22 protein-coding genes are annotated in these 23,085 nt (G+C 65.7%); 15 read left to right on the top strand and 7 right to left on the bottom strand.

Annotated features, from left to right (window positions below):
- Positions 1–8: 8 nt before the first annotated feature.
- Positions 9–863, top strand: a complete 855-nt coding sequence (locus tag AKN83_RS11600) for a TIGR01459 family HAD-type hydrolase (protein WP_050402760.1) — start codon at positions 9–11, stop codon at positions 861–863.
- A 259-nt stretch (positions 864–1,122) separates the two neighbouring features.
- On the opposite strand, the gene AKN83_RS11595 is transcribed toward AKN83_RS11600, so the two are convergent.
- Positions 1,123–1,518, bottom strand: coding sequence for a response regulator (locus AKN83_RS11595; RefSeq protein WP_050402761.1), 396 nt, complete (start codon positions 1,516–1,518; stop codon positions 1,123–1,125).
- Positions 1,519–1,731: 213 nt separating this feature from the next.
- Between AKN83_RS11595 and AKN83_RS11590 the strand changes: the two genes are divergently transcribed.
- The 8 genes from AKN83_RS11590 to arfB all read left to right on the top strand — a co-directional run bounded on the left by AKN83_RS11590 (position 1,732) and on the right by arfB (position 11,661).
- Positions 1,732–2,715 (top strand): bifunctional riboflavin kinase/FAD synthetase, encoded by a 984-nt coding sequence (locus AKN83_RS11590; protein WP_050402762.1) that lies wholly within the window; start codon positions 1,732–1,734, stop codon positions 2,713–2,715.
- A gap of 17 nt (positions 2,716–2,732) precedes the next feature.
- Entirely contained in the window at positions 2,733–3,260 is a 528-nt protein-coding gene (locus tag AKN83_RS11585; protein ID WP_050402763.1) for a sugar O-acetyltransferase, read from the top strand.
- 410 nt (positions 3,261–3,670) lie between these two features.
- Entirely contained in the window at positions 3,671–6,670 is a 3,000-nt protein-coding gene (ileS, locus tag AKN83_RS11580; RefSeq protein ID WP_050402764.1) for an isoleucine--tRNA ligase, read from the top strand.
- Positions 6,643–7,164, top strand: coding sequence for a signal peptidase II (gene lspA / locus AKN83_RS11575; protein WP_050402765.1), 522 nt, complete (start codon positions 6,643–6,645; stop codon positions 7,162–7,164). Before ileS ends, lspA begins: the two co-directional genes overlap by 28 nt.
- A gap of 101 nt (positions 7,165–7,265) precedes the next feature.
- Positions 7,266–7,997: a hypothetical protein gene (locus AKN83_RS11570; RefSeq protein ID WP_050402766.1), complete on the top strand. Its 732-nt coding sequence runs from the start codon at positions 7,266–7,268 to the stop codon at positions 7,995–7,997.
- 151 nt (positions 7,998–8,148) lie between these two features.
- The gene (locus AKN83_RS11565) at positions 8,149–9,540 is read left to right on the top strand and encodes a M16 family metallopeptidase (protein WP_172803525.1); all 1,392 of its coding nucleotides are present in this window, start codon (positions 8,149–8,151) and stop codon (positions 9,538–9,540) included.
- Positions 9,541–9,578: 38 nt separating this feature from the next.
- Entirely contained in the window at positions 9,579–10,916 is a 1,338-nt protein-coding gene (locus AKN83_RS11560) for a M16 family metallopeptidase (RefSeq protein WP_050402799.1), read from the top strand.
- 325 nt (positions 10,917–11,241) lie between these two features.
- The gene (gene arfB, locus AKN83_RS11555) at positions 11,242–11,661 is read left to right on the top strand and encodes an alternative ribosome rescue aminoacyl-tRNA hydrolase ArfB (RefSeq protein WP_050402767.1); all 420 of its coding nucleotides are present in this window, start codon (positions 11,242–11,244) and stop codon (positions 11,659–11,661) included.
- Between the two features lie 48 nt (positions 11,662–11,709).
- Here arfB and AKN83_RS11550 read toward each other — a convergent pair whose 3' ends face one another.
- Entirely contained in the window at positions 11,710–12,018 is a 309-nt protein-coding gene (locus AKN83_RS11550) for a hypothetical protein (protein ID WP_050402768.1), read from the bottom strand.
- A 401-nt stretch (positions 12,019–12,419) separates the two neighbouring features.
- Here AKN83_RS11550 and AKN83_RS11545 point away from each other — a divergent pair, with 401 nt between their 5' ends.
- From AKN83_RS11545 to AKN83_RS11530, 4 genes are read left to right on the top strand one after another with little or no spacing between them, the layout of a single operon-like run.
- Positions 12,420–12,740 carry a c-type cytochrome gene (locus AKN83_RS11545; RefSeq protein ID WP_050402800.1) on the top strand — a complete coding sequence of 107 codons (321 nt, stop codon included), beginning with the start codon at positions 12,420–12,422 and terminating at the stop codon, positions 12,738–12,740.
- Entirely contained in the window at positions 12,741–13,136 is a 396-nt protein-coding gene (locus AKN83_RS11540) for a VOC family protein (RefSeq protein WP_050402769.1), read from the top strand.
- Positions 13,137–13,168: 32 nt separating this feature from the next.
- Positions 13,169–13,717: a twin-arginine translocation pathway signal gene (locus tag AKN83_RS11535; RefSeq protein ID WP_050402770.1), complete on the top strand. Its 549-nt coding sequence runs from the start codon at positions 13,169–13,171 to the stop codon at positions 13,715–13,717.
- Between the two features lie 24 nt (positions 13,718–13,741).
- Positions 13,742–15,310, top strand: coding sequence for a GMC family oxidoreductase (locus AKN83_RS11530; RefSeq protein WP_050402771.1), 1,569 nt, complete (start codon positions 13,742–13,744; stop codon positions 15,308–15,310).
- A 278-nt stretch (positions 15,311–15,588) separates the two neighbouring features.
- Here the strand turns inward: AKN83_RS11530 and AKN83_RS11525 are convergent, their stop codons facing one another.
- Complete coding sequence (locus AKN83_RS11525; protein WP_050402772.1) at positions 15,589–15,900, bottom strand: ribbon-helix-helix domain-containing protein; 312 nt, start codon at positions 15,898–15,900, stop codon at positions 15,589–15,591.
- Between the two features lie 233 nt (positions 15,901–16,133).
- On the opposite strand from AKN83_RS11525, the gene mutL reads away from it, so the two are divergent.
- Positions 16,134–17,951, top strand: a complete 1,818-nt coding sequence (gene mutL, locus AKN83_RS11520; protein WP_050402773.1) for a DNA mismatch repair endonuclease MutL — start codon at positions 16,134–16,136, stop codon at positions 17,949–17,951.
- Positions 17,952–18,058: 107 nt separating this feature from the next.
- Here mutL and AKN83_RS11515 read toward each other — a convergent pair whose 3' ends face one another.
- From AKN83_RS11515 to AKN83_RS11505, 3 genes are all read right to left on the bottom strand, one after another.
- Positions 18,059–18,679 carry a hypothetical protein gene (locus AKN83_RS11515; RefSeq protein ID WP_050402774.1) on the bottom strand — a complete coding sequence of 207 codons (621 nt, stop codon included), beginning with the start codon at positions 18,677–18,679 and terminating at the stop codon, positions 18,059–18,061.
- Positions 18,680–18,778: 99 nt separating this feature from the next.
- Positions 18,779–19,336 (bottom strand): 16S rRNA (guanine(966)-N(2))-methyltransferase RsmD, encoded by a 558-nt coding sequence (gene rsmD / locus AKN83_RS11510; protein ID WP_050402775.1) that lies wholly within the window; start codon positions 19,334–19,336, stop codon positions 18,779–18,781.
- A gap of 6 nt (positions 19,337–19,342) precedes the next feature.
- Positions 19,343–21,391 (bottom strand): pseudouridine synthase, encoded by a 2,049-nt coding sequence (locus AKN83_RS11505; protein WP_050402776.1) that lies wholly within the window; start codon positions 21,389–21,391, stop codon positions 19,343–19,345.
- Positions 21,392–21,519: 128 nt separating this feature from the next.
- Here AKN83_RS11505 and AKN83_RS11500 point away from each other — a divergent pair, with 128 nt between their 5' ends.
- Positions 21,520–21,978, top strand: a complete 459-nt coding sequence (locus tag AKN83_RS11500) for a nucleoside deaminase (protein WP_050402777.1) — start codon at positions 21,520–21,522, stop codon at positions 21,976–21,978.
- Positions 21,979–22,179: 201 nt separating this feature from the next.
- Here the strand turns inward: AKN83_RS11500 and AKN83_RS11495 are convergent, their stop codons facing one another.
- Complete coding sequence (locus AKN83_RS11495; protein WP_050402778.1) at positions 22,180–23,085, bottom strand: alpha/beta fold hydrolase; 906 nt, start codon at positions 23,083–23,085, stop codon at positions 22,180–22,182.

Here is a 23,085-nt window from a genome sequence, read left to right as displayed (position 1 = left end):
TTCGCATCATGACATCGTTGCGTTTCGTCGAGCGGCTGCGCGACCTCACTGGCGACGTCGACGTCGTGCTGTCGGACATCTGGGGCGTCGTGCACAACGGGCTCGAATCCTTTCCGGAGGCCTGTGAGGCGCTGCACACCTTCCGCCAGCAGGGCGGCACCGTCATCCTGATCACCAACGCACCGCGTCCGGCCGATTCGGTGCAGCGCCAGCTGCGCAAGCTCGGCGTCGCCGACGAGACCTATGACGCGATCGTCTCCTCGGGCGACCTGACGCGCCATTTCGTTGCTGATCATCCCGGCCAGAAGATCTTCTGGATCGGCCCGGAGCGCGACAGCTCGATCCATCGCGGCCTCGATGCCACCTTGGTGCCGCTGGAACAGGCCGACTACATCATCTGCACCGGCCTGTTCGACGACGAGACCGAATCCGCCGAGGACTATCGCGACACGCTGCTCAAGGCGCTCGAACGCAAGCTGACGCTGGTCTGCGCCAATCCCGACATCGTGGTCGAGCGCGGCGACCGGCTGATCTACTGCGCCGGCGCGGTTGCCGAACTCTATCGCGAGCTCGGCGGCGAGTCGGTGTTCTACGGCAAGCCGCACCGGCCGATCTACGAGCGCGCCATGGCGCTCGCCGCCGAGCGTCGCGGGCGTCCGACCGAACTCGGCCGCGTGCTCGCGATCGGCGATTCCGTGCGCACCGACCTCACCGGCGCCCATGGCTTCGGCATCGACCTTTTGTTCGTCACCCGCGGCATCCATTCCGAGCAGTTCGAGGGCATCGAGCAGCTCGATCCGGCCTCGATCAAGGAATTGTTCGGCCATCCGCCGCGCGCGCTGATGCGCGAGCTGAAATGGTAGCGGGCGCTTCGCCGACAAAATATCGAAAACAACCCCATGCACAGTACCCGGGGGCGGCTGACGGTGGATCAGCCCGCTTGACACGTCGGGCAACTCAGGGATATTATTCTAATATTCCGAAATCGTGCAGACCCTTGCGGCAGACCTCGCTAGCGCTCGCGCAGGCCAGTCACGTCTCGCCTTATCATCACCCAAAAAAGTGGATGCCCGGGACCAGCCCTGGGCATGACGCGAGTTCAGTTAGAGCGGTGAACGGATCTTACGCCGTCGCCATGTCCGGGAAGACCGCCTCGATCTTGGTCTTCAGCGTCGCCGCGTTGAACGGCTTGACGATGTAGTTGTTCACGCCGGCTTTCTTGGCCGCGATCACGTTCTCGGTCTTGGATTCCGCCGTGATCATGATGAAGGGCGTGGTCGCGAGATTCGGATCGGCGCGGACTTCCTTGAGCAAATCGTAGCCGGTCATCGGCTCCATGTTCCAGTCGGAAATCACCAGGCCATACTTCTTGCTGCGCATCTTGTTGAGTGCGGCCGAGCCGTCGGAGGCATCGTCGATATTCTCGAATCCAAGCTGCTTGAGAAGATTCCGGATGATGCGGATCATGGTGCTGTAATCATCAACCACCAGAACCGGCATGGACAAATCAACCGCCATCTTTCCCCCCAAAACGCCTGACGCAACCTGCTTCTGCACGAACGCAGCTTTCCGCCAACGACTAACAGCAGGCGTTAAACAGCGCGTTAACCGGCTGAATCCGGATTGTTACGGATTTGACGCGATTTTCGCTATGCTTGACTTCCACGCCGCCGCCGCGTCACGGTCCGGCCCGCACCAATCATGCTTAAGAATCCTTGAAGAACACCTGACATGAGCACCGGCTTTACCGTTATCCGCGACAACACGCCCGAAAGCGCCATTCCGAAGGGCGCCGTGGTCGCGATGGGAAATTTCGACGGCGTCCATCTCGGTCACCGCGCCGTGATCGGCGCGGCGCTGGCGATGGGCAGAGCGCGCGGCGTGCCTGCGCTCGCCGTGACCTTCGAACCGCATCCGCGCAGTTTCTTCAGCCCGAACACCCCGCAATTCCGCCTCACGGACGAGACCAACAAGCTGCGGCTGCTCGCGGCCACCGGGCTCGCCGGCGCCGTCGTGATGACGTTCGACAAAGCGCGCGCCGGGACCACGGCACAGGACTTCATTCACCATGACCTGATCGGTCGGCTCGGCATCAGCGGGATCGCGGTCGGCTACGACTTCCATTTCGGCAAAGGTCGTGTCGGCTCGCCGAGCCTGCTCGTCAGCGAAGCGCCGCGGCTCGGCATCGAGGTCGATGTGCAGGCCCATGTCGACATCGAGGAACGGCCGGTCTCTTCCAGCGCCATCCGCATGGCGCTCGCCGAGGGCCAGGTCGACGATGCCACCACGATGCTCGGCGGGCCGTGGTTCGCAACCGGCAAGGTCATCCACGGCGAGAAGCGCGGCCGCGACCTCGGCTACCCCACCGCCAACATCCGCCTCGACAAGCATTGCGGCCTGAAGCACGGCATCTATGCGGTGCGGGTCGGCAAGGCGCACGGAAACGACAAGGTGCGGTTCGACGGCGTCGCCAGCTTCGGACGCCGCCCGACCTTCGACAACGGCGCGCCGTTGCTCGAAGTCTTCCTGTTCGACTTCAAGGGCGATCTCTACGACACGGTCCTCGATGTCGCCTTCATCGGTTTCATTCGCGAAGAGCTGAAATTCGACACCATCGAGGCGTTGATACGCCAGATGGATGACGACAGCGCCAGGGCGCGCGCGGCATTGGCCGCAGCGCCGGACGCGTTCCCGCAGCTCGGAGTGATCGATTGAAAACTGAAAAGCAAAAGATGCTCGCGGGCGAGCTCTATTATACCGACGATGAGCTCGCCGCCGATCAAGCCAAGGCGAAGGCCTGGATGGCGCGCTACAACGCGGCGCTGGCATCGCCGATATCGGAACGACACGCCCTGCTGTGCGAACGGCTCGGCCGGGTCGGCAAGGGTGCCGTGATCCGGCCGCCGTTCTTCTGCGATTACGGCAGCAATATCAGCCTCGGCGACGGCGTGTTCCTCAACTTCAATTGCGTCATCCTCGACGTCGTCGAGGTCACGATCGGCGATCGCACCCAGATCGGGCCAGCGGTGCAGATCTATACCGCCGACCACCCGCGCGATGCCGAAACCCGGCGCACCGGGCTGGAGTTCGGCCGCCCGATCCGGATCGGCAGCGACGTCTGGATCGGCGGCGGTGCCATCATCCTGCCCGGCGTCACGATCGGCGACGGCGCCCTGGTCGGGGCCGGCAGCGTGGTGACGCGGGACGTCGCCGCTGGCGCGATCGTGGCGGGCAATCCGGCCCGGCCGCGGCAGGGTTAGCGCGGGATGAAGTTAGGTTGAATCGGTTTGACCGCGGGTTCGGTCCACCTCTCCCCGGCGGGGAGAGGTCGATTTGCGCAGCAAATCGGGTGAGGGGCCGCAGCTCCGTCGAAAGACCTTAACCCCTCACCCGGCGCTTCGCGCCGACCTCTCCCAAGGGAGAGGTAAACCCGCCGCTCCAGCTCAACCGCTCCAGAGGCGGTCCCGCGGTACGGGGCCGCCGGCAACCGAGGGCTTTGCGATTTCCCTGGCTGGCTGCTATGGAAAACCCCATGTTTTCGCGGCGCATCATACGGATTAGCGGCCCGGCTTCCGCCTGAGCCTGAAGGCTCGGCGCAAGACCGGGACTTCGACGTTTCACCCGCGATTGATCGCGTTTCCGCGCCCGCACCTGCCAAATCAGAGCTTTCATGTCCGACAAGCCGCAAAAGACCGACTCCAACGACTATTCCAAGACCCTTTACCTGCCGCAGACGGAATTCCCGATGCGCGCCGGCCTGCCCCAGCGCGAGCCGGAAATCCTGAAATACTGGAACGAGATCGGCCTCTACGACAGGCTGCGCCGGGAAGCCGAGGGCCGCGCCAAATTCGTGCTGCATGATGGCCCCCCCTACGCCAACGGCAACATCCATATCGGCCACGCGCTGAACAAGATCCTCAAGGACGTCGTGACCAAAAGCCAGCAGATGCTCGGCTTCGACTCCAACTACGTGCCGGGCTGGGACTGCCACGGCCTGCCGATCGAATGGAAGATCGAGGAGGAAAACTACCGCTCCAAGGGCAAGCAGAAGCCCGACTTCCGCGACTCCGCCGCGATGGTCGCGTTCCGCCGGGAATGCCGCGCCTATGCGACGCACTGGATCAACGTGCAGCGCGAGGAGTTCAAGCGGCTCGGCATCATCGGCGACTGGGATCATCCCTATCAGACCATGAGCTATCCGGCCGAGGCGCAGATCGCCCGCGAGCTGATGAAGTTCGCCGCCAACGGCACGCTGTACCGCGGCTCCAAGCCGGTGATGTGGAGCGTGGTCGAGAAGACCGCGCTGGCCGAAGCCGAGGTCGAATACGAGGACTACACCTCCGACATGGTGTGGGTGAAATTCCCGGTCACCTCGCCGGCGCATGGCGCGCTGGCCGATGCCTCGGTCGTGATCTGGACCACCACGCCGTGGACGCTGCCCGGCAACCGCGCGATCTCGTTCTCGCCGAAGATCGCCTACGGCCTTTACAAGGTCACCGACGCGCCCGCGGACAATTGGGCCAGGAACGGCGATCTCCTGATCCTCGCCGATGCGCTCGCCGCTGAGGTGTTCAAGCAGGCGCGCGTCACCTCCTATGAGAAGGTCCGCGATATCCCCGGCGACACGCTGGACGCCGTCGAATGTGCCCATCCGCTGCACGGCTTCGGTGGCGGCTACGAATTCACCGTGCCGCTGCTATCAGGTGAACACGTCACCGACGACACCGGCACCGGCTTCGTGCACACCGCACCGAGCCACGGCCGCGAGGACTTCGACGTCTGGACCGCCAACACGCGCGAGCTCGATGCGCGCGGCATCCCGACCGCGATCCCCTACACGGTCGACGAGAACGGCGCCTACACCGCGCAGGCGCCGGGCTTCACGGGAAAACGCGTGCTCAACGACAAGGGCGAGAAGGGCGACGCCAACGAGGCGGTGATCAAGGCGCTGATCGAGGCCGGCAAGCTCTTGGCCCGCGGCCGCCTCAAGCACCAGTACCCGCATTCCTGGCGCTCCAAGAAGCCGGTGATCTTTCGCAACACGCCGCAATGGTTCATCGCGATGGACAAGGACATCGCTGAGGATGGTCACGCCAAGAAGGGCGACACGCTGCGCACCCGCGCGCTGCACGCGATCTCGGTCACCCAATGGGTGCCGCCGGCCGGCGAGAACCGCATCAACGGCATGATCGCCAACCGGCCGGACTGGGTGATCTCGCGCCAGCGCGCCTGGGGCGTGCCGATCGCCGTGTTCGTGCGCGAGAACAGCGACGGCTCGGCCGAGATCCTGCAGGACGAGGTGGTCAACCAGCGCATCACCGAAGCGTTCATGGAGGAAGGCGCCGACGCCTGGTACATGGACGGCGCCCGCGAGCGCTTCCTCGGCAGCCGCGCCTCGGAGAACTGGAAGAAGGTCGACGACATCTGCGACGTCTGGTTCGATTCCGGCTCCACGCATGCCTTCGTGCTGGAAGACCGCCAGAACTTCCCGCAGCTCGGCAACATCGTCCGCAAGATCGACGGCGGCGACGACACCGTGATGTATCTGGAAGGCAGCGACCAGCATCGCGGCTGGTTCCACTCGTCGCTGCTGGAAAGCGCCGGCACCCGCGGCCGCGCGCCCTACGACATCGTGCTGACCCACGGCTTCACGCTCGACGAGAACGGCCGCAAGATGTCGAAGTCGCTCGGCAACACCGTCGAGCCGCAGAAGGTGATCAAGGATTCCGGCGCGGACATCCTGCGCCTGTGGGTCTGCGCCACCGACTATGCCGACGACCAGCGCATCGGCCCGGAGATCCTGAAGAACACCATCGAGACCTATCGCAAGCTGCGCAACTCGATCCGCTGGATGCTCGGCACGCTGCATCACTTCAAGCCGTCCGAGAAGGTCGCCTTTGCCGAGATGCCCGAGCTCGAGCGGCTGATGCTGCACGAACTGGCCGGCCATGCCGAGACCATCCGTCAGGCCTATGCCGCGTTCGACTACAAGACTGTGGTCGCAAGCCTCGCGGCCTTCATGAACTCCGAACTGTCGGCGTTCTATTTCGATATCCGCAAGGACACGCTGTATTGCGATCCGCCGTCCTCGGTGGCGCGCAAGGCGGCGCTGACCACGATCGACCTGCTGTGTGACGCGATCCTGAAATGGTTGGCGCCGATCCTGAGCTTTACCACTGACGAAGCCTGGCGGATGTACCGGCCGGGCGCGGAGCCCTCGGTGCATCTCACGCTGTTCCCCGAGGGTCTGGAGCAATTCCGCGACGACGCGCTCGCCGCGAAATGGGAGACCATCCGCAACGTCCGCCGCGTCGTCACCGGCGCGCTGGAGCTTGAGCGCGCCGCCAAGCGGATCGGCTCGTCGCTCGAGGCATCGCCGGTGATCTACGTCGCCGACCGGGCGATGCTGGCCACGCTGTTCGACATCGACCTCGCCGAGGTCTGCATCACCTCGAACTACGAGGTGCGCGAGGGCGAGGCGCCGGCCACGGCCTTCCGCCTCGATGCCGTGCCCGGCGTCGCCGTGGTGGTCGAGAAAGCGGTCGGCACCAAATGCGCGCGCTCGTGGAAGATCCTGCCGACGGTCGGCGAGGATCCTGAGTATCCCGACGTCTCGCCGCGCGACGCGCAGGCGCTGCGCGAATGGAAGGCGCTGGGGGTCACGGCTTGAGCTCGCCCGTTCGCGCCGGTGTGCTGGCGGCGGTCATCACCCTGATCGCCGACCAGGCCTCCAAGCTCTGGCTGCTCTACATCTTCGGGATCGCCCACCGCGGCGCGGTCGAGGTGACGCCGTTTTTCGACCTGGTGCTGGCCTGGAATCCCGGCATCAGCTTCGGCTGGTTTCAGAGCGAGACCCCGGCGGCCCAGATCCTGCTGATGGTGATCAAGGCCGCCGCCGTGATCGCGCTCGCGATCTGGATGGCGCGGTCGCGGACCTGGCTCGCGACGGTGTCGCTGGGCCTGATCATCGGCGGTGCGATCGGGAACGGGATCGACCGCTTCGCCTATGGCGCCGTGGTCGATTTTGCCCTGTTCCATGTCGAGATCGCCGGAAAAACCTATAATTGGTACATCTTCAACCTCGCCGACGTGGCGATCGTTGCTGGCGTGGCGGCTCTATTGTATGATTCCGTCATGGGGACCCCCGCCGTAAAAGCGCCCTGATCCCGGCCGATACGAGCCGGTCGGCGGCCGACCTGCACCCAGCGGAACTGAGCGCTAAGCCAGTGATCGCTCTGGCGAATTTTGGAAATGGGGATAGCGCGATGCGCAGCACCAAAGCCCGCTTTTACCTGACCGAGACGGCGTCCCTGCCGCTGATGCGCGGCCTGCGCCTGGCGTTCGTCGCGGCCGGGATCGGCCTCGTGATGGCAGCCAGCCCGGTGCGTGCTGGCGACGACGAGGATGACGGCGATGACGGCCTGACCTTCGAAGAGCGGATCATCGACAATCTGATGACCGGGCTCGGCGCCAAGAGCGCCGCCAGCAAGGGCATCGACTATCGCGAGCGCTCGCCGCTGGTGGTGCCGCCGAAGCTCGACCTGCCGCCGCCTGCCTCGACCACCCAGGTCAACGCGCCGAACTGGCCCAAGGACCCCGACATCGCCAAGCGCAAGGCCATGATCGAGGCGCGCAAGAAAGAGGTCAAGAAGGAGCCGTGGCAATCGGCCGTGGCTTTGACGCCGGCCGAGATCGAGGCGGGCCGCAAGCAGCAGACTGCCACCGAAGGCCGCAGGGAGCCGCTCGAGCCCGGCACGAACACCAATCCTTCGCTGATGCCGAGCCAGCTCGGTTACTCCGGCGGTCTGCTCGGCATGTTCAAGGGCAACAGCAGCGAGTCCAAGCCATTCAAGGGCGAGCCGACCCGCGAATCCCTGACCGAACCGCCGCCCGGCTATCAGACGCCGTCCGCGGGGTTCGACTATGGCACCGGGCCGATGAAGCCGAAGGCGCAAGAAGGCCAATACGACGTCATGACCGGAAAACCGTTGCAGTGACGCTTGGCCTGGTCGGGCGAAGGCTGACATGAGCAAAGCTTAATGCGGGTGGACATCCGTCTCTCCGCTTCGTGACGACGGGCACGGAGACGACCGTGTACGATGGCCTGCTTTCGCGCCCCGGCTGTGTGTCCGGGCTTTCATAAGGACCATGATGCCCTCACGCCGATCGATTGCCCTGCTCGCTGCCGCTTTCATTTCAACGATCCCGCTGCCGGGCGCCAGCCTCCGCGCCCAGACCACCGTCACCTCGGAACGCCCCGCAAGCTTCTCGCTCGACAACGGCCTGCAGGTCGTGGTGATCCCCGATCATCGGACGCCGGTCGTGACCCAGATGATCTGGTACAAGGTCGGCTCGGCCGACGAGACGCCCGGCAAATCGGGCCTTGCGCATTTCCTTGAGCATCTGATGTTCAAGGGCACCGCCAAGCACCCGGCCGGCGAGTTCTCGCAGACCGTGCTGCGCGTCGGCGGTAACGAGAACGCCTTCACCTCCAACGACTACACCGGCTACTTCCAGCGCGTGCCGCGCGAGCAGCTGCCCACCATGATGGAGTTCGAGGCCGACCGCATGACCGGCCTGATCCTCAAGGATGAGAATGTGCTGCCCGAGCGCGACGTCGTGCTCGAGGAGTTCAACATGCGGGTTGCCAACAACCCGGATGCAAGGCTCACCGAGCAGATCATGGCCGCGCTCTATCTCAACCATCCCTACGGCCGGCCGGTGATCGGCTGGCACCAGGAGATCGAGAAGCTCGACCGCGAGGATGCACTCGCCTTCTACCGCCGCTTCTACGCGCCGAACAACGCGATCCTGGTCATCGCCGGCGACGTCGACGTCAAGGACATCCGCCCGCTGGTCGAGAAGAATTTCGGCCCGATCCCGGCGCAACGTGCGATCCCCGAGAAGCGTGTCCGGCCGCAGGAGCCGACCCCGGCCGCGCCGCGCACCGTGACGCTGTCGGACCCCCGCGTCGAACAGCCGAACCTGCGCCGCTACTATCTGGTGCCGTCGGCGACCACGGCTGCGGCGGGCGAGAGCCAGGCACTCGACGTGCTCGCGCAATTGATGGGCGGCGGCGCCAACTCGTATCTCTATCGTTCGCTGGTGATCGACAAGGGCCTCGCGATCGCGGCGAGCGCCGGCTATCAGGGCACCGCGCTCGATCCGTCGCAATTCTCGATCGCGGTAACGCCCAAGGCCGGCGTCGAGTTCGGACAGATCGAGGACGCGATCGACAAGGTGATCGCCGATCTCGCGCAGAACCCCGCGCGCGCCGAGGATCTCGAACGGGTCAAGACCCAGCTGATCGCGGAGGCGATCTACGCCCAGGACAACCAGGCGACCTTGGCGCGCTGGTACGGCGGCGCGCTGACCACCGGGCTCAGCATCGACGACATCAGGAGCTGGCCGGAACGCATTCGCGCCGTCACCGCCGAGCAGGTGCGCGCTGCTGCCGCCACCTGGCTCGACAAGAAGCGGTCGGTGACCGGCTATCTGATCAAGGATACTGCGCCGAAACGCGAGGAGAAGCGCTCGTGATCTATTCCATCACCCGCCGCACTCTCACGCGTCGCGCAGTGCTGATCGGCGGCGCCTGCGCCGCGTTGCTGACGCTGACGTCAGCGCCCTCGCAAGCCGCGGCCAAGATCCAGCGGCTGGTGTCGCCCGGCGGCATCGAGGCGTGGTTCGTGCAGGATGCCACCGTGCCGCTGATCGCGATGGAATATTCCTTCGGCGGCGGCGCCAGCCAGGATCCGCCCGGCAAGCCCGGCGTCGGCAATCTGGTCGCCGACCTGCTCGACGAGGGCTCCGGCGATCTCGATTCCAAGACCTATCATGAGCGGCTCGAGCGCCGCGCCATCGAGCTCAGCTTCCAGTCCAACCGCGACCAGTTCCGCGGCTCGCTGCGCATGCTCAAGGACAACAAGGACGAAGCCTACGACCTGTTGCGGATGGCGCTGACCTCGCCGCACTTCGAGCCGAAGGACGTCGAACGCATCCGCGCCCAGGTGATCTCGAACCTGCGCCGCGAATCGACCAATCCGTCCTCGCTGTCCGGCCGCAAGTTCCTCGAGCTCGCCTTCGGCGACCATCCTTACGGCAGGACGGCGACCGGCACGCTGGAGAGCGTGCCGACCATCGAGATCGCCGATTTGAAGGACTATGTCCGCCGCATCATCGCCAAGGACACCCTGCGGATCGCCGTGGTCGGCGACGTCGATCCCGAGACGCTCGGCAAGCTGCTGGACAAGACCTTCGGCGACCTGCCGGCCAAGGCCGAATTGACCCCGATCCCCGACGTCGTGGCGACCAAGCCGCCGCAGCGCGCCTTCGTCCCGCTCGACGTGCCGCAGACCGTCGTCACCTTCGGCGGCCCCGGCATCAGCAGGCATGATCCGGACTTCATGGCCGGCTATGTGGTGAACCACATTCTCGGCGGCGGCGGGCTGTCGTCGCGGCTCTACAAGGAAGTGCGCGAGAAGCGCGGGCTGGCCTATTCGATCTATGAGGCGCTGCTCTGGATGGATCACTCCGCGCTGTTCATCGGCAACACCGGCACCCGCGCCGATCGCGCCGGCGAGACCGTCGATGCGATCGAGGCGGAGATCCGCCGCATCGCCGAGCAAGGTCCGACGCAGCAGGAGCTCGACGAGGCGAAGTCCTATCTGAAGGGCTCGCAGATGCTGGCGCTCGACACCTCCTCCAAGCTCGCGCAGGCGATGCTGCAATACCAGCTCGACAAGTTGCCGATCGACTACATCGAGAAGCGCAGCGCGATCGTCGATGCGGTGACGCTCGACGACGTCAAGCGGGTCTCCAAGCGGCTGTGGGGCAACGGCCTGCTCACCGTGATCGTCGGCCGCGCCCCGCAAGCCGCAGCACAACCGGCCTCGGCGCCGCCGAAGGCGAACTGAGGCGTTTCGGCGCCGTCCGCTTCTTTCATACACCACCCGTTGTGGCCACCCCTCTCCCCAACCCTCCCCCGCAAGGGGGGAGGGACCCTGAGAGACGTGCTCACCTCACATCGCGTCACGACTGACGCTTGAGTTGGTTGAGATAGCGTAAGGGACGCGCAAGCGGATGGGCTCCCTCCCCCCTTGCGGGGGAGGGTTGGGGAGAGGGGTAAGCCGCGCACGCCGACCGCGGACCCAACCAACGCTGCATCTACGCAGTTCAAGCAGGCGCAGCACAAACCCGCTATCCTGCGGCCTGCCGATTCTTCCCTCCACGGGTGATGTCATGCTGCGGGTGTCCCGCGACCTTACGATCGACGAGAACGACATCGAGATCGTCTTTGTCCGCGCCTCTGGTCCGGGCGGGCAGAATGTCAATAAGGTCTCGACCGCGGCCCAGCTCCGCTTCGACACGCACAAGATCGTGCTGCCGCCGGACGCGGCGCAGCGGCTGGCGCGGCTCGCCGGCAGCCGCATGACCAAGGAGGGCGTGATCGTGATCCAGGCATTTCGGTTTCGCACCCAGGAGCGCAATCGCACTGATGCGATCGAGCGGCTGCTCGAGATGCTGAAGGAAGCGATGGTGCGGCCGACCCCGCGGCGGCCGACCAGGCCGACGCTCGGCTCCAAGCAACGCCGCCTCGAAGGCAAGAAACGCCGCAGCGACATCAAGGCCGGCCGCGGCAGTCAACGTTTCGACGATTAGGGGCCGCCGGACACAGCGCGCGGCGCTGCGTCCGGGATCCATCGCGCCTTAGTACTTCTTCGTTGCGGGCGCCATCTCGGAACCACCGGACTTCGGTGGCGTCGCGTGGCCGCTGTTGCTGCCGACCGTTCCCTTCGACTTGGCTGTGGCACCGCTCTTTTGCGACGGCGAAGTCGGCTGCGCCGCCATTTCCTCATCGCCACTGCCGGACATGCCGCCGCCTTGCTGCATCGTTCCTGCGCCCGCTGCGCCGCCGCGAAGCTGGGTATTCGGCGTAGCCGTTCCCTGCGCCAGGACGGGGCCGGCCATCGCGGCCGAGATGGCAAGGACGAGCACGCTGGTTTTTGCAAACGTCATCTATTTCTCCAGGACTTTGACTGACGATGGGTGGAGCGGCGCAGATCGTGCGCCGTTTGCCGCGTCGACCCTGAACCCCATCGCGCGAGACAGAATTTCCGCAAACGGCGCACACCCAATGCAAGCGGCGTCGTGTGGTGATCGTGCAGGGATTTCGCGGTCATTTTGCGGATTTGTCGTCCGCATATGCGGCAACCATCGGTTCCGCGCCAGATCAGTGCCCAGCTTTGTTCTGCCGTGAAACAGCCCGCTACTACCAACGGCCGGTTTCAGCCTCCTACAGTCATCGCACAGAGGCGGTGATGCATATGACAAGGCTGCGCGCCAAATGGACGGCAAGGTGGACGTGGGCGCTGGGATTTTGCAGCGCGATGTTTGCAGTGCAAATGACGGCTGCGCAAATGCCCTTGCCTGCCGCCAAGCCGCCCGACGGGGCGACGCTGTTCAAGCAGCAATGCGCGACCTGCCACACCACGAATATTTCCGATCCGATCCGGCAGGGACCGTCGCTCTACAAGATCGTCGGCCGCCATGCCGGCAAGGCCGACGGCTTCAAATATTCCGCCGGCTTCGCCAAGGCGGATTTCGTCTGGGACGATGCCAGGCTCGATGCCTGGCTGACCAATCCACAACAGGTGATCCCCGGCGCCGTGATGGCTTACCGGCAGGCGAGGCCCGAAACCCGCGCCCTGATCATCGCCTACCTGAAGGAGCTGAACTGAATGGCGAAACCGGTGCATTCGATGATCCGCGTGTTCGACGAGGCCAAGGCGCTCGACTTCTATCACCGCGCATTCGGGCTCGAGATCGCCGACAATCTGCGATTTCCTGATTTCGCGCTGATCTATCTGCGCCATCCCTCCTCGCCGTTCGAGGTCGAGCTCACGGTCAATTTCGACCGCAAGGAACCCTACGCGCTCGGCGACGGCTACGGCCATCTCGCCGTCGTCGTCGATGACGTCGATGCCGAGCACGCGCGCTTCGAGAAGGAGAAACTGTCGCCCGGGCCGCTGCGCGACTTCAAGCATGACGGCAAGACGCTGGCGCGCTTCTTCTTCGTCTCCGATCCCGACGGCTACAAGATCGAGGTGATCCAGCGCGACGGGCGCTTCGGCTAATCCAATCAGAAAATAAATTTTGGAGGAAACCCATGAGAGAAATCGATCGACGCAGCAAATATGACCGGCGTGTCTTCCTCAAAGGCGCGGCCGTCACCGCCCCCGCCGTCGCGATCGCGACATCGACCGGGCTTGGCATCAGCGATGCGTGGGCCGACGAGGCCGGCACGCTGACGCCGGCCACCATGAAGACGCTGCTGAAGATGGCGCGCGACATCTATCCGCACGATTTCCTCGGCGACAGCTACTACATCACGGCGGTCAAGCCGTGGGATGACAAGGCCGCCAAGGATCCGGCCATCAAATCGCTGATCAATGAGGGCGTGACCCGGCTTGATCAGGCGGCCAACGACCGCCACAAGATGCCCTATGCCCAGATCGCCTGGGAGAACGATCGCGTCGCGCTGCTGCAGCAGATCGAGCAAAGCGCGTTCTTCCAGAAGATCCGCGGCGATCTCATCGCATCGCTCTACAACAACAAGGAGGTGTGGCCGCGGTTCGGCTACGAGGGCTCCTCCGCCGAGCACGGCGGCTACATCAAGCGCGGCTTCGCCGATATCGACTGGCTGCCGAAGGCCTGAACCGGACAACGTCGGGAGGAAGCAATGGCAAAATTCGATCTGAATGACAGCGGCGTCGTCGTGATCGTCGGCTCCGGTGCCGGCGGCGGAACGCTCGGCAATGAACTGGCGCAGAAGGGCATCAAGGTCGTGATCCTGGAAGCCGGACCGCGCATCGAGAACCAGGATTTCATCAACGATGAATGGGACAGCTTCGGCCAACTCGCCTGGTCGGACATGCGCACGACGTCGGGAAGTTGGCGCGTGCACAAGGATTTCCCGAACATTCCGGCCTGGATCGTGAAGGCGGTCGGCGGATCAACCGTGCACTGGGCCGGCGCCTCGCTCCGCTTCGACGAGCACGAGTTCAAGATCAAGTCGGCCTACGGCAACATCCCCGGGGCCAACCTCCTGGACTGGCCGATCACGCTCGCCGAGATGGAGCCCTATTACGCCAAGGCCGAGAACAAGATGGGCGTCACCCGCACCAACGGCATTCCCGGACTTCCCGGCAACAATAACTTCAAGGTGCTGGAAGCGGGTGCGAAGAAGCTCGGCTACAAGGAGGTGCACACCGGGCGGATGGCGATCAACAGCGAGCCGCGCGACGGCCGCGGTTCGTGCCAGCAGATCGGCTTCTGCTTCCAGGGCTGCAAGTCGGGCGCCAAATGGTCGACCCTCTACACCGAGATCCCGAAGGGCGAAGCCACCGGCAATCTCGAGGTGCGCCCCGGCAGCATGGTGATCAAGATCGAGCACGACCAGTCCGGCAAGGTCACCGGCGTGGTCTATGCGGATGAGAGCGGCGCGATGCAGCGCCAGAAGGCGCGCGTCGTCGCGGTCGCCGGCAACTCGATCGAGAGTCCGCGGCTGCTGCTCAACAGCGCCTCCAGCATGTTCCCGGATGGCCTCGCCAATTCATCGGGCCAGGTCGGCCGCAATTATTTGCGGCACATGACCGGCAGCGTGTACGCGACCTTCGAGAAGTCGGTGCACATGTATCGCGGCACCACGATGGCCGGCATCATCCGCGACGAGGCGAAGAACGATCCGAAGCGCGGCTTCGTCGGCGGATACGAGATGGAGACGCTGTCGCTCGGCCTGCCCTTCATGGCCGCGTTCCTGAATCCCGGCGCCTGGGGCCGCAGCTTCACCAGCGCCATGGAAGGCTATCCGCGGATGGCCGGCATGTGGCTGGTCGGCGAGGACCTGCCGCAGGAGACCAACCGCGTCACGCTGGATCCGACCATCAAGGACAAGTTCGGCATGCCGGTCGCGAGCGTGCATTTCGACGATCATCCGAACGACGTCGCGATGCGCGATCACGCCTACAAGCAGGGCGCCGCGGTCTATGAAGCGGTCGGCGCCACCGTGACCTATCCGACGCCGCCCTATCCCTCGACCCACAACATGGGCACCAACCGGATGAGCGAAAAGCCGCGCGACGGCGTGGTCAACAAGTTCGGCCAGAGCCACGACATCAAGAACCTGTTCGTCTCCGACGGCAGCCAGTTCACGTCGGGCGCGGCGTGCAATCCGACGCTGACGATCGTGTCGCTGGCGATCCGGCAGGCCGACACGATCGCGGGCGCGATGCAGCGCAAGGAGATCTAGAAGCTGAATCGGCTCGGTAAAGTTTCGGTTCACCTCTCCCCACCGGGGAGAGGTCGGGTTGCGAAGCAATCCGGGTGAGGGCTCTTGCTCTCGATAGACCGTAATCCCTCACGCGATTTGCTGCGCAAATCGACCTCTCCCAAAGGGAGAGGTGGACTCGGATAGGCGAGCTTCGGTTCTGACTTCAATCAGAACCGAAGCTTCAGTTCCCTCTCGACTCGAACGGCCTTGTCCTGCCCGGACAAGGCCGCTTTTTTCTGCGCGATGAGTCCGAAAGTCTATTCGGCGGCGTCGAGGATGGGCTGGCCCTCGAATGCGGGGACTGCCGCCGTGTTCTGCGAGCGATAGATCAGGCAGCAGCAGCGCAGCAACGACGCGAAATTATTGACCTCGCCATGGTGGTCGAGGACTTCGCCATAGAGCGTGGTGACGAACTTGGCGACGCTCATCCCCTCCTTGGCGGCGATCTCCTCGAGCGTGTCCCAGAACGACATCTCCAGCCGGATCGAGGTGCAGTGACCGCCGATCCGCAGCGACCGGGTCTGCGATTCGTAATTGCGCTGCGGCTGGTGCGAGAACAAATGGCACATGGCTACCCTCCCGATCGAATTATGATTTTTCTAAACGATATACCTGCGCGTGCGGCGTCACAATCGCCACGTAGGGCGTAGCCGGTACACACGCGAAGGCGAGTGTCTTCAAGGCGATAGACCGGCTCCATCCCCAGCTAAAGGCAGCCATACGCGGGCGGACCCATGCATTTGGCCGGCGAGCCGACTAGAATGCCGCCGAACCTCGAATCCCTGTCCGATCACGCAAATCCATGCCCGTCCGCCAGCTTCCCGAACAGCTCGTCAACCGCATCGCCGCCGGCGAGGTGGTCGAGCGTCCTGCGAGCGTCGTCAAGGAACTGGTCGAGAACGCGATCGACGCCGGCGCGAGCCGGATCGACGTCTTCACCGATGGCGGCGGCCGGCGCCGGATCGGCATCACCGACGACGGCGGTGGCATGACGCGCACCGATCTCGCGCTCGCGGTCGACCGCCACGCCACCTCCAAGCTCGACGATGAGGACTTGCTGCGCATCCGCACGCTCGGGTTCCGCGGCGAGGCGCTTCCCTCGATCGGCGCGGTCGCAAAGCTCGGCATCACCACGCGTCATGCCAGCGAGCCGCACGCCTGGTCGCTGTCGGTCGAAGGCGGCGAGAAGTCGGAGGTCATGCCGGCCGCGCTTGGCCAGGGCACCCGCGTCGAGGTCAACGAACTGTTCTACGCCACGCCGGCGCGGCTGAAGTTCCTCAAGACCGACCGCACCGAGGCGGAAGCGATCCGCGAGGTGGTGCGACGCCTCGGCATGGCGCGGCCCGACATCGCCTTCACGCTAGCCGGCGAGGAGCGCGCGCCGGTCACCTGGGCCGCCGCGCTGCCCGGCGCGGCCGGCCGGCTGACACGACTCGGCGATATCCTGGGCGCGGACTTTCGCGCCAGCGCGATCGAGGTGCGCGCCGAGCGCGAGGGGGTCATTGTCGAGGGCTTTGCCGCCGCGCCAGCGCTGACCCGCGCCAACGCGCTTGGGCAGTATCTGTTCGTTAACGGCCGCCCGGTGCGCGACAAGCTGATCCTGGGTGCGGTGCGCGCGGCCTATTCCGACTATCTGCCGCGCGACCGCCATCCCGTCGTGGCGCTGTTCGTCACCTGCGATCCGCAGGAGGTCGACGCCAATGTGCATCCGGCCAAGACCGAGGTGCGTTTCCGCAACGCTGGCCTGGTGCGCGCGCTGATCGTGCACGCGCTGAAGGAGGGCCTGGCGCGCGAGGGCCGACGCACCGCGGCCAACACCGCCGACGGCGCGACGCTACAGGCGTTCCGCGCTGCCTTCACGCCGCCGCGCCCGGGCAATTGGGACTGGCGTGCTTCGCCGTCCTATCCGGCTGGTCCGATGCGCGCGTTCGACGGCGCGGCGGCGCCGGTTTTCGCCGAGCCCGGACAGGCAGCTTTCGACGTCGGCACGCCGACCGCCGATGTGCGCTTCGAGGCGGCGCCCGCACCCGATCTGCTCGACCGTCCGCTGGGCGCTGCGCGCACCCAGATCCACGAGACCTACATCGTCTCGCAGACCCGCGATGGCCTGATCGTGGTGGACCAGCACGCGGCGCATGAACGCATCGTCTATGAGAAACTGAAGGCTTCGCTCGCCAAGAACGGCGTGCAGCGGCAGATCCTGTTGATCCCCGAGATCGTCGAGCTCGATGAGGCGACCGTCGAGAAGCTGCTCGATCGCGCCGAGGAGCTGGCCTCGTTCGGGCTCGCGATCGAGTCCTTCGGCCCCGGCGCGGTCGCGGTGCGCGAGACGCCCTCGCTGCTTGGCAAGACCAACGCCGCCGGGCTGCTCCGCGACCTCGCCGAACACATGGCCGAGTGGGACGAGGCGCTGCCGCTGGAACGCCGGCTGATGCATGTTGCCGCCACCATGGCCTGCCACGGCTCGGTCCGTGCCGGCCGCCGCCTCAAGCCGGAGGAAATGAACGCGCTGCTGCGCGAGATGGAAGACACGCCAAACTCCGGCCAGTGCAACCACGGCCGGCCGACCTATGTCGAATTGAAGCTGAGCGATATCGAGAAGCTGTTCGGGCGGCGGTAACCGCCCCACGCGCAGCTGTCATCGCGTGGTGTGACATCCCCTTCGCCGGGACGACACAGACGGCATGGGTGATGACAGCGGTGGGATGGGGGTCGCTAGTCTACCCCTCACAACGAATTCTTGCGCGCGAACACCTCCAGCGCGGTGCGCAACTGTGCAATCCATTCATCGCCGTCCCTGAAGCCGCCTGCCCCGATCCGCTTGCAGACCTGATCGAGATCATCGCCATCGGCGGTGCGTTTGCCGACCTGCCGGACGATCGCGGCATAGCCGTCCACCAGCAGCACGAGGCCGGGCGCGCCCGCTGCACCATATTGCTCGCGCGCATCGCCGAACAGCCGGGACGCCTCGTCGTACCGGCCCAGCGCCAGATCGAACGCCCCCACCAGCCAGATGCCGGTTGCGACACGCAGCGGCTCCAACCCGAGCCTCTCGACGAGACGCAGCGAGCGCTCCGCAAGCTCGCGCGCCGCCAGCAGATGATCCGGGTTGATCGGCTTGTCGGAGACGCTCCAGCCCGGCCAGCAATCCGCCGCCGCGTTGAACGTCAAACGCTGGGCCACCTTCAGCGCTTCGGTCCGGTCACTGTCCGGCGCTCCAGGATGGCGCGCGATCTCGTCGGCGGCATCGCGCGCAGCCGCCAGCAGCGCGGCGTCATCGCCCGCGCCGCGCAATGCCTTGACGCGCGCCTCAAGCTGATTTGCAAGCACGGCAACAGACTGGGCCATGATCACGCTCCGCGAACGACGATGAGAAAGTCGAAGGCCGGATTATCTGGGCGCAGGGTCAACCATAAGGCCGGCGGATGAACGTGACGCTGATCCGCCCTACACTTTTTCGCGAAGGAACACGAACTCGGTATCGTCGTACGCGCGCCGTTCGAGCTCCTCGAATCCCCTGGGAGCCGCGAAGGCCGCGGCCTTCGCCTCCTCGACCACGAGCAGCGCGCCCGGCGCCAGCCATCCGCCGTCGCGCAGCGAGGCCAGCGCCTTGTCGGCGAGACCCTTGCCGTAGGGCGGATCGAGAAACACCAGCGAGAACGGCTCGACCGGATGCGCCGGGCCGAGATCGGTGGCATCGCGGCGATAGACCTTGGTGGTGCCGCCAAGGCCGAGCGCCTCGACATTGTTGCGCAGCAGCGCCCGCGCCTCGGCGCCATTGTCGACGAACAGCGTGAACTTGGCGCCGCGCGAGGCCGCCTCGATCCCGAGCGCCCCGGTGCCGGCAAACAGATCGAGCACCCGCGCGTCCAGAATCGGATTGTCGTAGGCGTGGACCAGGATGTTGAACACGGATTCGCGCAGGCGATCCGCGGTCGGCCGGATCTCGCGGCCCGACGGCGACGCGAGATTGCGGCCCTTCAGCCTGCCCCCGACGACGCGCATCGGCCGTTACTCGTCGCGCGGCTTGAGATCGCGCTTGCCGTGATAGCCGCGCTTGGGACGGCGCGGCGGGCCGTAGCCGTTGGCCTCGTCCTCGTTGCGGGCGCGCGCTTCCTCGCTGCCGGTGCGCTGCACCAGCACGCGGCGGCCCTTGCGGTCGTTGATCGTTTCGCGTTTGCTCGGCTTCGGCTTCCTGGCGGGTGCATCGTCGCCATCTCCGGCATCACGCTGCTCCGGCCGCGTGAAGTCCGCGCCTGCGATCTTGGCGATCTTCTCGCCGAGCTGCTCGCGCAGCACCCGCGTCTTGACCTCCTCGACCTTGCCCTCCTCGAGCTCGCCGAGCTGGAACGGGCCGTAGGAGATCCGGATCAGCCGATTCACCTCGAGCCCGAGATGCGCCATCACGTTGCGCACCTCGCGGTTCTTGCCCTCGCGGATCGCGAACACCACCCAGACGTTGGAGCTCTGGTCGCGCTCCAGCGTGGCATCGATCGGCCCGTATTTGACGCCGTCGACCTCGACGCCGTCCTTGAGCTGGTCGAGCTGCGCTTGCGTCACCTCGCCATGCGCGCGCACCCGGTAGCGCCGCAGCCATCCGGTGTCGGGATGCTCCAGCGTTCGCGCCAGCCCGCCGTCATTGGTCAGCAGCAACAGGCCCTCGGTGTTGAAATCGAGCCGGCCGATCGAGATCAGCCGCGGCAGGCCTTCGGGCAGATTGTCGAACACGGTCGGACGCCCCTCGGGATCGGCATGCGTCGTCATCAGCCCGCGCGGCTTGTGATACATGAACAGCCGCGTCCGCTCACGCGGCGGCAACGGCTTGCCGTCGACCGCCACCACATCGTTGTCGGTGATATCGAGCGCCGGCGAGTTGATCACCCGTCCGTTGACGGTGACGCGGCCCTGCGTGACGATCTCCTCGGCATCGCGGCGCGAGGCAAGACCGGCGCGTGCCAGCACCTTGGCAATGCGCTCGCCGGATTTCTTCGGCTTGGGCTCGGGGCGCTCGCGACGGTCGTCATAGGAGCGCTCGCGATAGGCGCCGCGGCCGCCGAAGGCCGGGCGCTTGGCAAAGACCTTGCTGTCATCCTCATTGTCGCGGCGCGGCCGATCGGAGAAGCGGCCTTCGCTGCGCGGATGCTCCTGCCAATCGGCGCGGCCTTCGGTCCGCTCGCGCCGGCGGTTGTCGCGACCGCCGTTCTCGTCATCGCGATTCCAGCGCGGCCGGCTGAACTTCGGACGATCACCCTGCTCGCGATCGTCGCGGGACCTGGAGAACCGCGGGCGTTCGTCGCCACCGCGATCATCGCGCGACCGCGAAAACCGCGGGCGCTCGTCACCGCCGCGGTCGTCGCGCGGTTTGCGATCACGCTTCTGCCAGGGCTTCTCGTCGCTGCGGTCGCGGCCCTCGAAGTCGCGGTCGCGCTTGAAACGCGGCCGATCGCTGAAATCGCGGCGCGGCGCATCGCCATCCTCACGGCGGCGGAACGGACGGCCCTCGCCCTTATCGCGGAACGAGGTCTTGTCGCGATCGCCGCGCGAAAATTTCCGGTCGTCGAACTTGCGTTCGGCGCGCTCGCCGCGCGGGGCAAAGGTCCGCTTCTCGCCATCGCGCTCGCCGCGCGGCGTATAGGGGCGCTTCTCGCGATCGCCATAGGATCGCTTCTCGCCGAACTTGCGGTCGGATGACCGGCCCTCCGAACGAAAGCCGCCCCGCTCGCCGCGCTGCGGACGATCGCTTGCCTCAAAGTCCCGGCGCTCGCCGCGTGGCTTGAACGAGCGCTTGCCGCCGCCCTCGCCGCCCCGGTCGTCACGCTTGAAGCGCGGCCGGTCGCCATAGTCGCGGCGCGGCGCATCACCATCCTCACGGCGGCGGAACGAGCGGCCCTCGCCTTTGTCGCCGAACGAGCGCTTGCCGCGATCCCCCTTGTCGCCAAAGCTGCGCTTGCCGAACGGCTTGTCCGATCCGCGGGAGCCACCGGGCCGCCCCTTCCCGGGCGCGCCCCGGTCCCGCCGGCCGCGCGGGGAATCGTTGTTTTTGTCGCTGTCGCGGGGCATGAATGTTCTCGCCTGGAGGTTCAATTGGGGCGCAGGGCAACCGGCGATACGCGCGCCATCAGGGCGCGACTGGCGCAAAACCGGCATCCACTTCTGCTGAAGGCGACGCTACTAGCAGGTTTCTTCCGATGATACGAGGCATGTCTGCCCCTTCTTTCATGGATTTGGCGCTGAAAACCGCCGAAAATGCCGGAAAAGCTGGCGAAGTTCCGATCGGATGCGTGATCGTGCGCGGGTACGAGGTGATCGCCGCCGCCGGCAACCGCACCCTGACGGATCACGACCCTACCGCCCATGCCGAGATTTTGGCAATCCGGCAGGCGGCAGATGCCATCGGCACCGAACGGCTGATCGATTGCGACCTCTACGTGACGTTGGAGCCCTGCACCATGTGCGCCGGCGCGATCTCGTTCGCCCGCATCCGCCGGCTCTATTACGGCGCCGCCGACCCCAAGGGCGGCGCAGTCGAGTCCGGTGTGCGGTTCTTCGCGCAGCCGACCTGCCACCACGTGCCGGAGATCTATGGCGCCGTCGGCGAGACCGAGGCGGCGCGCCTCTTGCGCGAGTTCTTCGGGGAGCGGCGGTGAGCCACCAGTCGCCCGGATGAGGCGCAGCGCGATCCGGGGACCTTTCTCCACGGAAACAATCCCGGATTTCGCTGCGCTCCATCCGGGCTACGAAGCTCTCCGCTGTTAGTCCCGTCATCCTGAGTAGCCGCGAAGCGGGGCCGATTCATCCTTCGAGACGCGCGTTCCGCGCTCCTCAGGATGACGGTCCTGCGCTTTGCGCTAACCCGCCAGGAAAAACTCGCGCAGCAACTTCGCCGTGGCGTCCGGCGCTTCCTCAGGCAGGAAATGCCCCGACGGCACCGGCGCGCCGCTGACATTGGTTGCCCAGGTCTTCCAGGTATCGAGCGGCGTGGTTGCCGCGCTGGCAACGCCGGCATCGCCCCACAGCGCCAGCATCGGGATCGTGATCTTCCTGCCGGCGTCGACGTCGGCCTTGTCGATCTCGAAGTCGGCATAGGCGCCGGCGCGGTAGTCCTCGCACATCGCGTGGATGCGGGCGGGATCGCGGAATGGTGCAAGGTAATGCGCGAGCGCGCGCGGATCGATCGCCTCCAGCGTCTTGGTCCTGGTCTGGCTCGCCATCTTCTCCTTGAGGAAGAATTCGCCATTGCTCGCGATCAGCGTCTCCGGCAACGGAGAGGGCTGCGCCAGGAACGCCCAGTGGTAGATCTTCAGCGCCGACAGGCGATTGAGCTTCTGCCAGTAATCATAGGTCGGCGCGATATCGAGCACCGCAAGCTTCGACAGCCGGCCGGGATGATCGAGCGCAAGGCGGTACGACACCCGGCCGCCGCGGTCGTGACCGGCGAGCGCGAAATGCACATGGCCGAGCTGCTCCATCGCCTCGATCATGGTCCTGGCCCAGACCCGCTTGGTATAGGGCGTATGGTCCTTGTCGCTGTCGGGCATGTCGGACCAGCCGTAGCCCGGCAGGTCGGCGATGATCAGCGTGAATGCGTCATCGAGTTTCGGCGCGACCGTGTGCCACATCACATGGGTCGAGGAGAAGCCGTGCAGCAACAGCAATGGCGGGCCCTTGCCGCCGACGCGGGCGAAGATGCGGCCCTGCGAGGTGTTGATCCATTTCGACTCATAGCCGGGAAAAAGATCAGCGAGATCAGGCAT

Origin of the sequence: Bradyrhizobium embrapense, from assembly GCF_001189235.2 — a bacterium.
Classification (GTDB): domain Bacteria; phylum Pseudomonadota; class Alphaproteobacteria; order Rhizobiales; family Xanthobacteraceae; genus Bradyrhizobium; species Bradyrhizobium embrapense.
This window is presented reverse-complemented; position numbering and strand designations above follow the sequence as displayed.

Excerpts from the sequence above, each read along its gene's own strand:
- AKN83_RS11535 (WP_050402770.1), top strand. The coding sequence starts at position 13,169 with ATGAGAGAAATCGATCGACGCAGCAAATATGACCGGCGTGTCTTCCTC.
- AKN83_RS11595 (WP_050402761.1), bottom strand. The coding sequence starts at position 1,518 with ATGGCGGTTGATTTGTCCATGCCGGTTCTGGTGGTTGATGATTACAGC.
- AKN83_RS11500 (WP_050402777.1), top strand. The coding sequence starts at position 21,520 with ATGATACGAGGCATGTCTGCCCCTTCTTTCATGGATTTGGCGCTGAAA.
- AKN83_RS11585 (WP_050402763.1), top strand. The coding sequence starts at position 2,733 with ATGCTCGCGGGCGAGCTCTATTATACCGACGATGAGCTCGCCGCCGAT.
- AKN83_RS11515 (WP_050402774.1), bottom strand. The coding sequence starts at position 18,679 with ATGGCCCAGTCTGTTGCCGTGCTTGCAAATCAGCTTGAGGCGCGCGTC.
- AKN83_RS11565 (WP_172803525.1), top strand. The coding sequence starts at position 8,149 with ATGATGCCCTCACGCCGATCGATTGCCCTGCTCGCTGCCGCTTTCATT.
- AKN83_RS11550 (WP_050402768.1), bottom strand. The coding sequence starts at position 12,018 with ATGACGTTTGCAAAAACCAGCGTGCTCGTCCTTGCCATCTCGGCCGCG.
- AKN83_RS11525 (WP_050402772.1), bottom strand. The coding sequence starts at position 15,900 with ATGTGCCATTTGTTCTCGCACCAGCCGCAGCGCAATTACGAATCGCAG.
- AKN83_RS11590 (WP_050402762.1), top strand. The coding sequence starts at position 1,732 with ATGAGCACCGGCTTTACCGTTATCCGCGACAACACGCCCGAAAGCGCC.
- AKN83_RS11495 (WP_050402778.1), bottom strand. The coding sequence starts at position 23,085 with ATGCCTGATCTCGCTGATCTTTTTCCCGGCTATGAGTCGAAATGGATC.
- AKN83_RS11545 (WP_050402800.1), top strand. The coding sequence starts at position 12,420 with ATGCCCTTGCCTGCCGCCAAGCCGCCCGACGGGGCGACGCTGTTCAAG.
- arfB (WP_050402767.1), top strand. The coding sequence starts at position 11,242 with ATGCTGCGGGTGTCCCGCGACCTTACGATCGACGAGAACGACATCGAG.
- AKN83_RS11570 (WP_050402766.1), top strand. The coding sequence starts at position 7,266 with ATGCGCAGCACCAAAGCCCGCTTTTACCTGACCGAGACGGCGTCCCTG.
- ileS (WP_050402764.1), top strand. The coding sequence starts at position 3,671 with ATGTCCGACAAGCCGCAAAAGACCGACTCCAACGACTATTCCAAGACC.
- AKN83_RS11600 (WP_050402760.1), top strand. The coding sequence starts at position 9 with ATGACATCGTTGCGTTTCGTCGAGCGGCTGCGCGACCTCACTGGCGAC.
- AKN83_RS11530 (WP_050402771.1), top strand. The coding sequence starts at position 13,742 with ATGGCAAAATTCGATCTGAATGACAGCGGCGTCGTCGTGATCGTCGGC.
- lspA (WP_050402765.1), top strand. The coding sequence starts at position 6,643 with ATGGAAGGCGCTGGGGGTCACGGCTTGAGCTCGCCCGTTCGCGCCGGT.
- rsmD (WP_050402775.1), bottom strand. The coding sequence starts at position 19,336 with ATGCGCGTCGTCGGGGGCAGGCTGAAGGGCCGCAATCTCGCGTCGCCG.
- AKN83_RS11540 (WP_050402769.1), top strand. The coding sequence starts at position 12,741 with ATGGCGAAACCGGTGCATTCGATGATCCGCGTGTTCGACGAGGCCAAG.
- mutL (WP_050402773.1), top strand. The coding sequence starts at position 16,134 with ATGCCCGTCCGCCAGCTTCCCGAACAGCTCGTCAACCGCATCGCCGCC.
- AKN83_RS11505 (WP_050402776.1), bottom strand. The coding sequence starts at position 21,391 with ATGCCCCGCGACAGCGACAAAAACAACGATTCCCCGCGCGGCCGGCGG.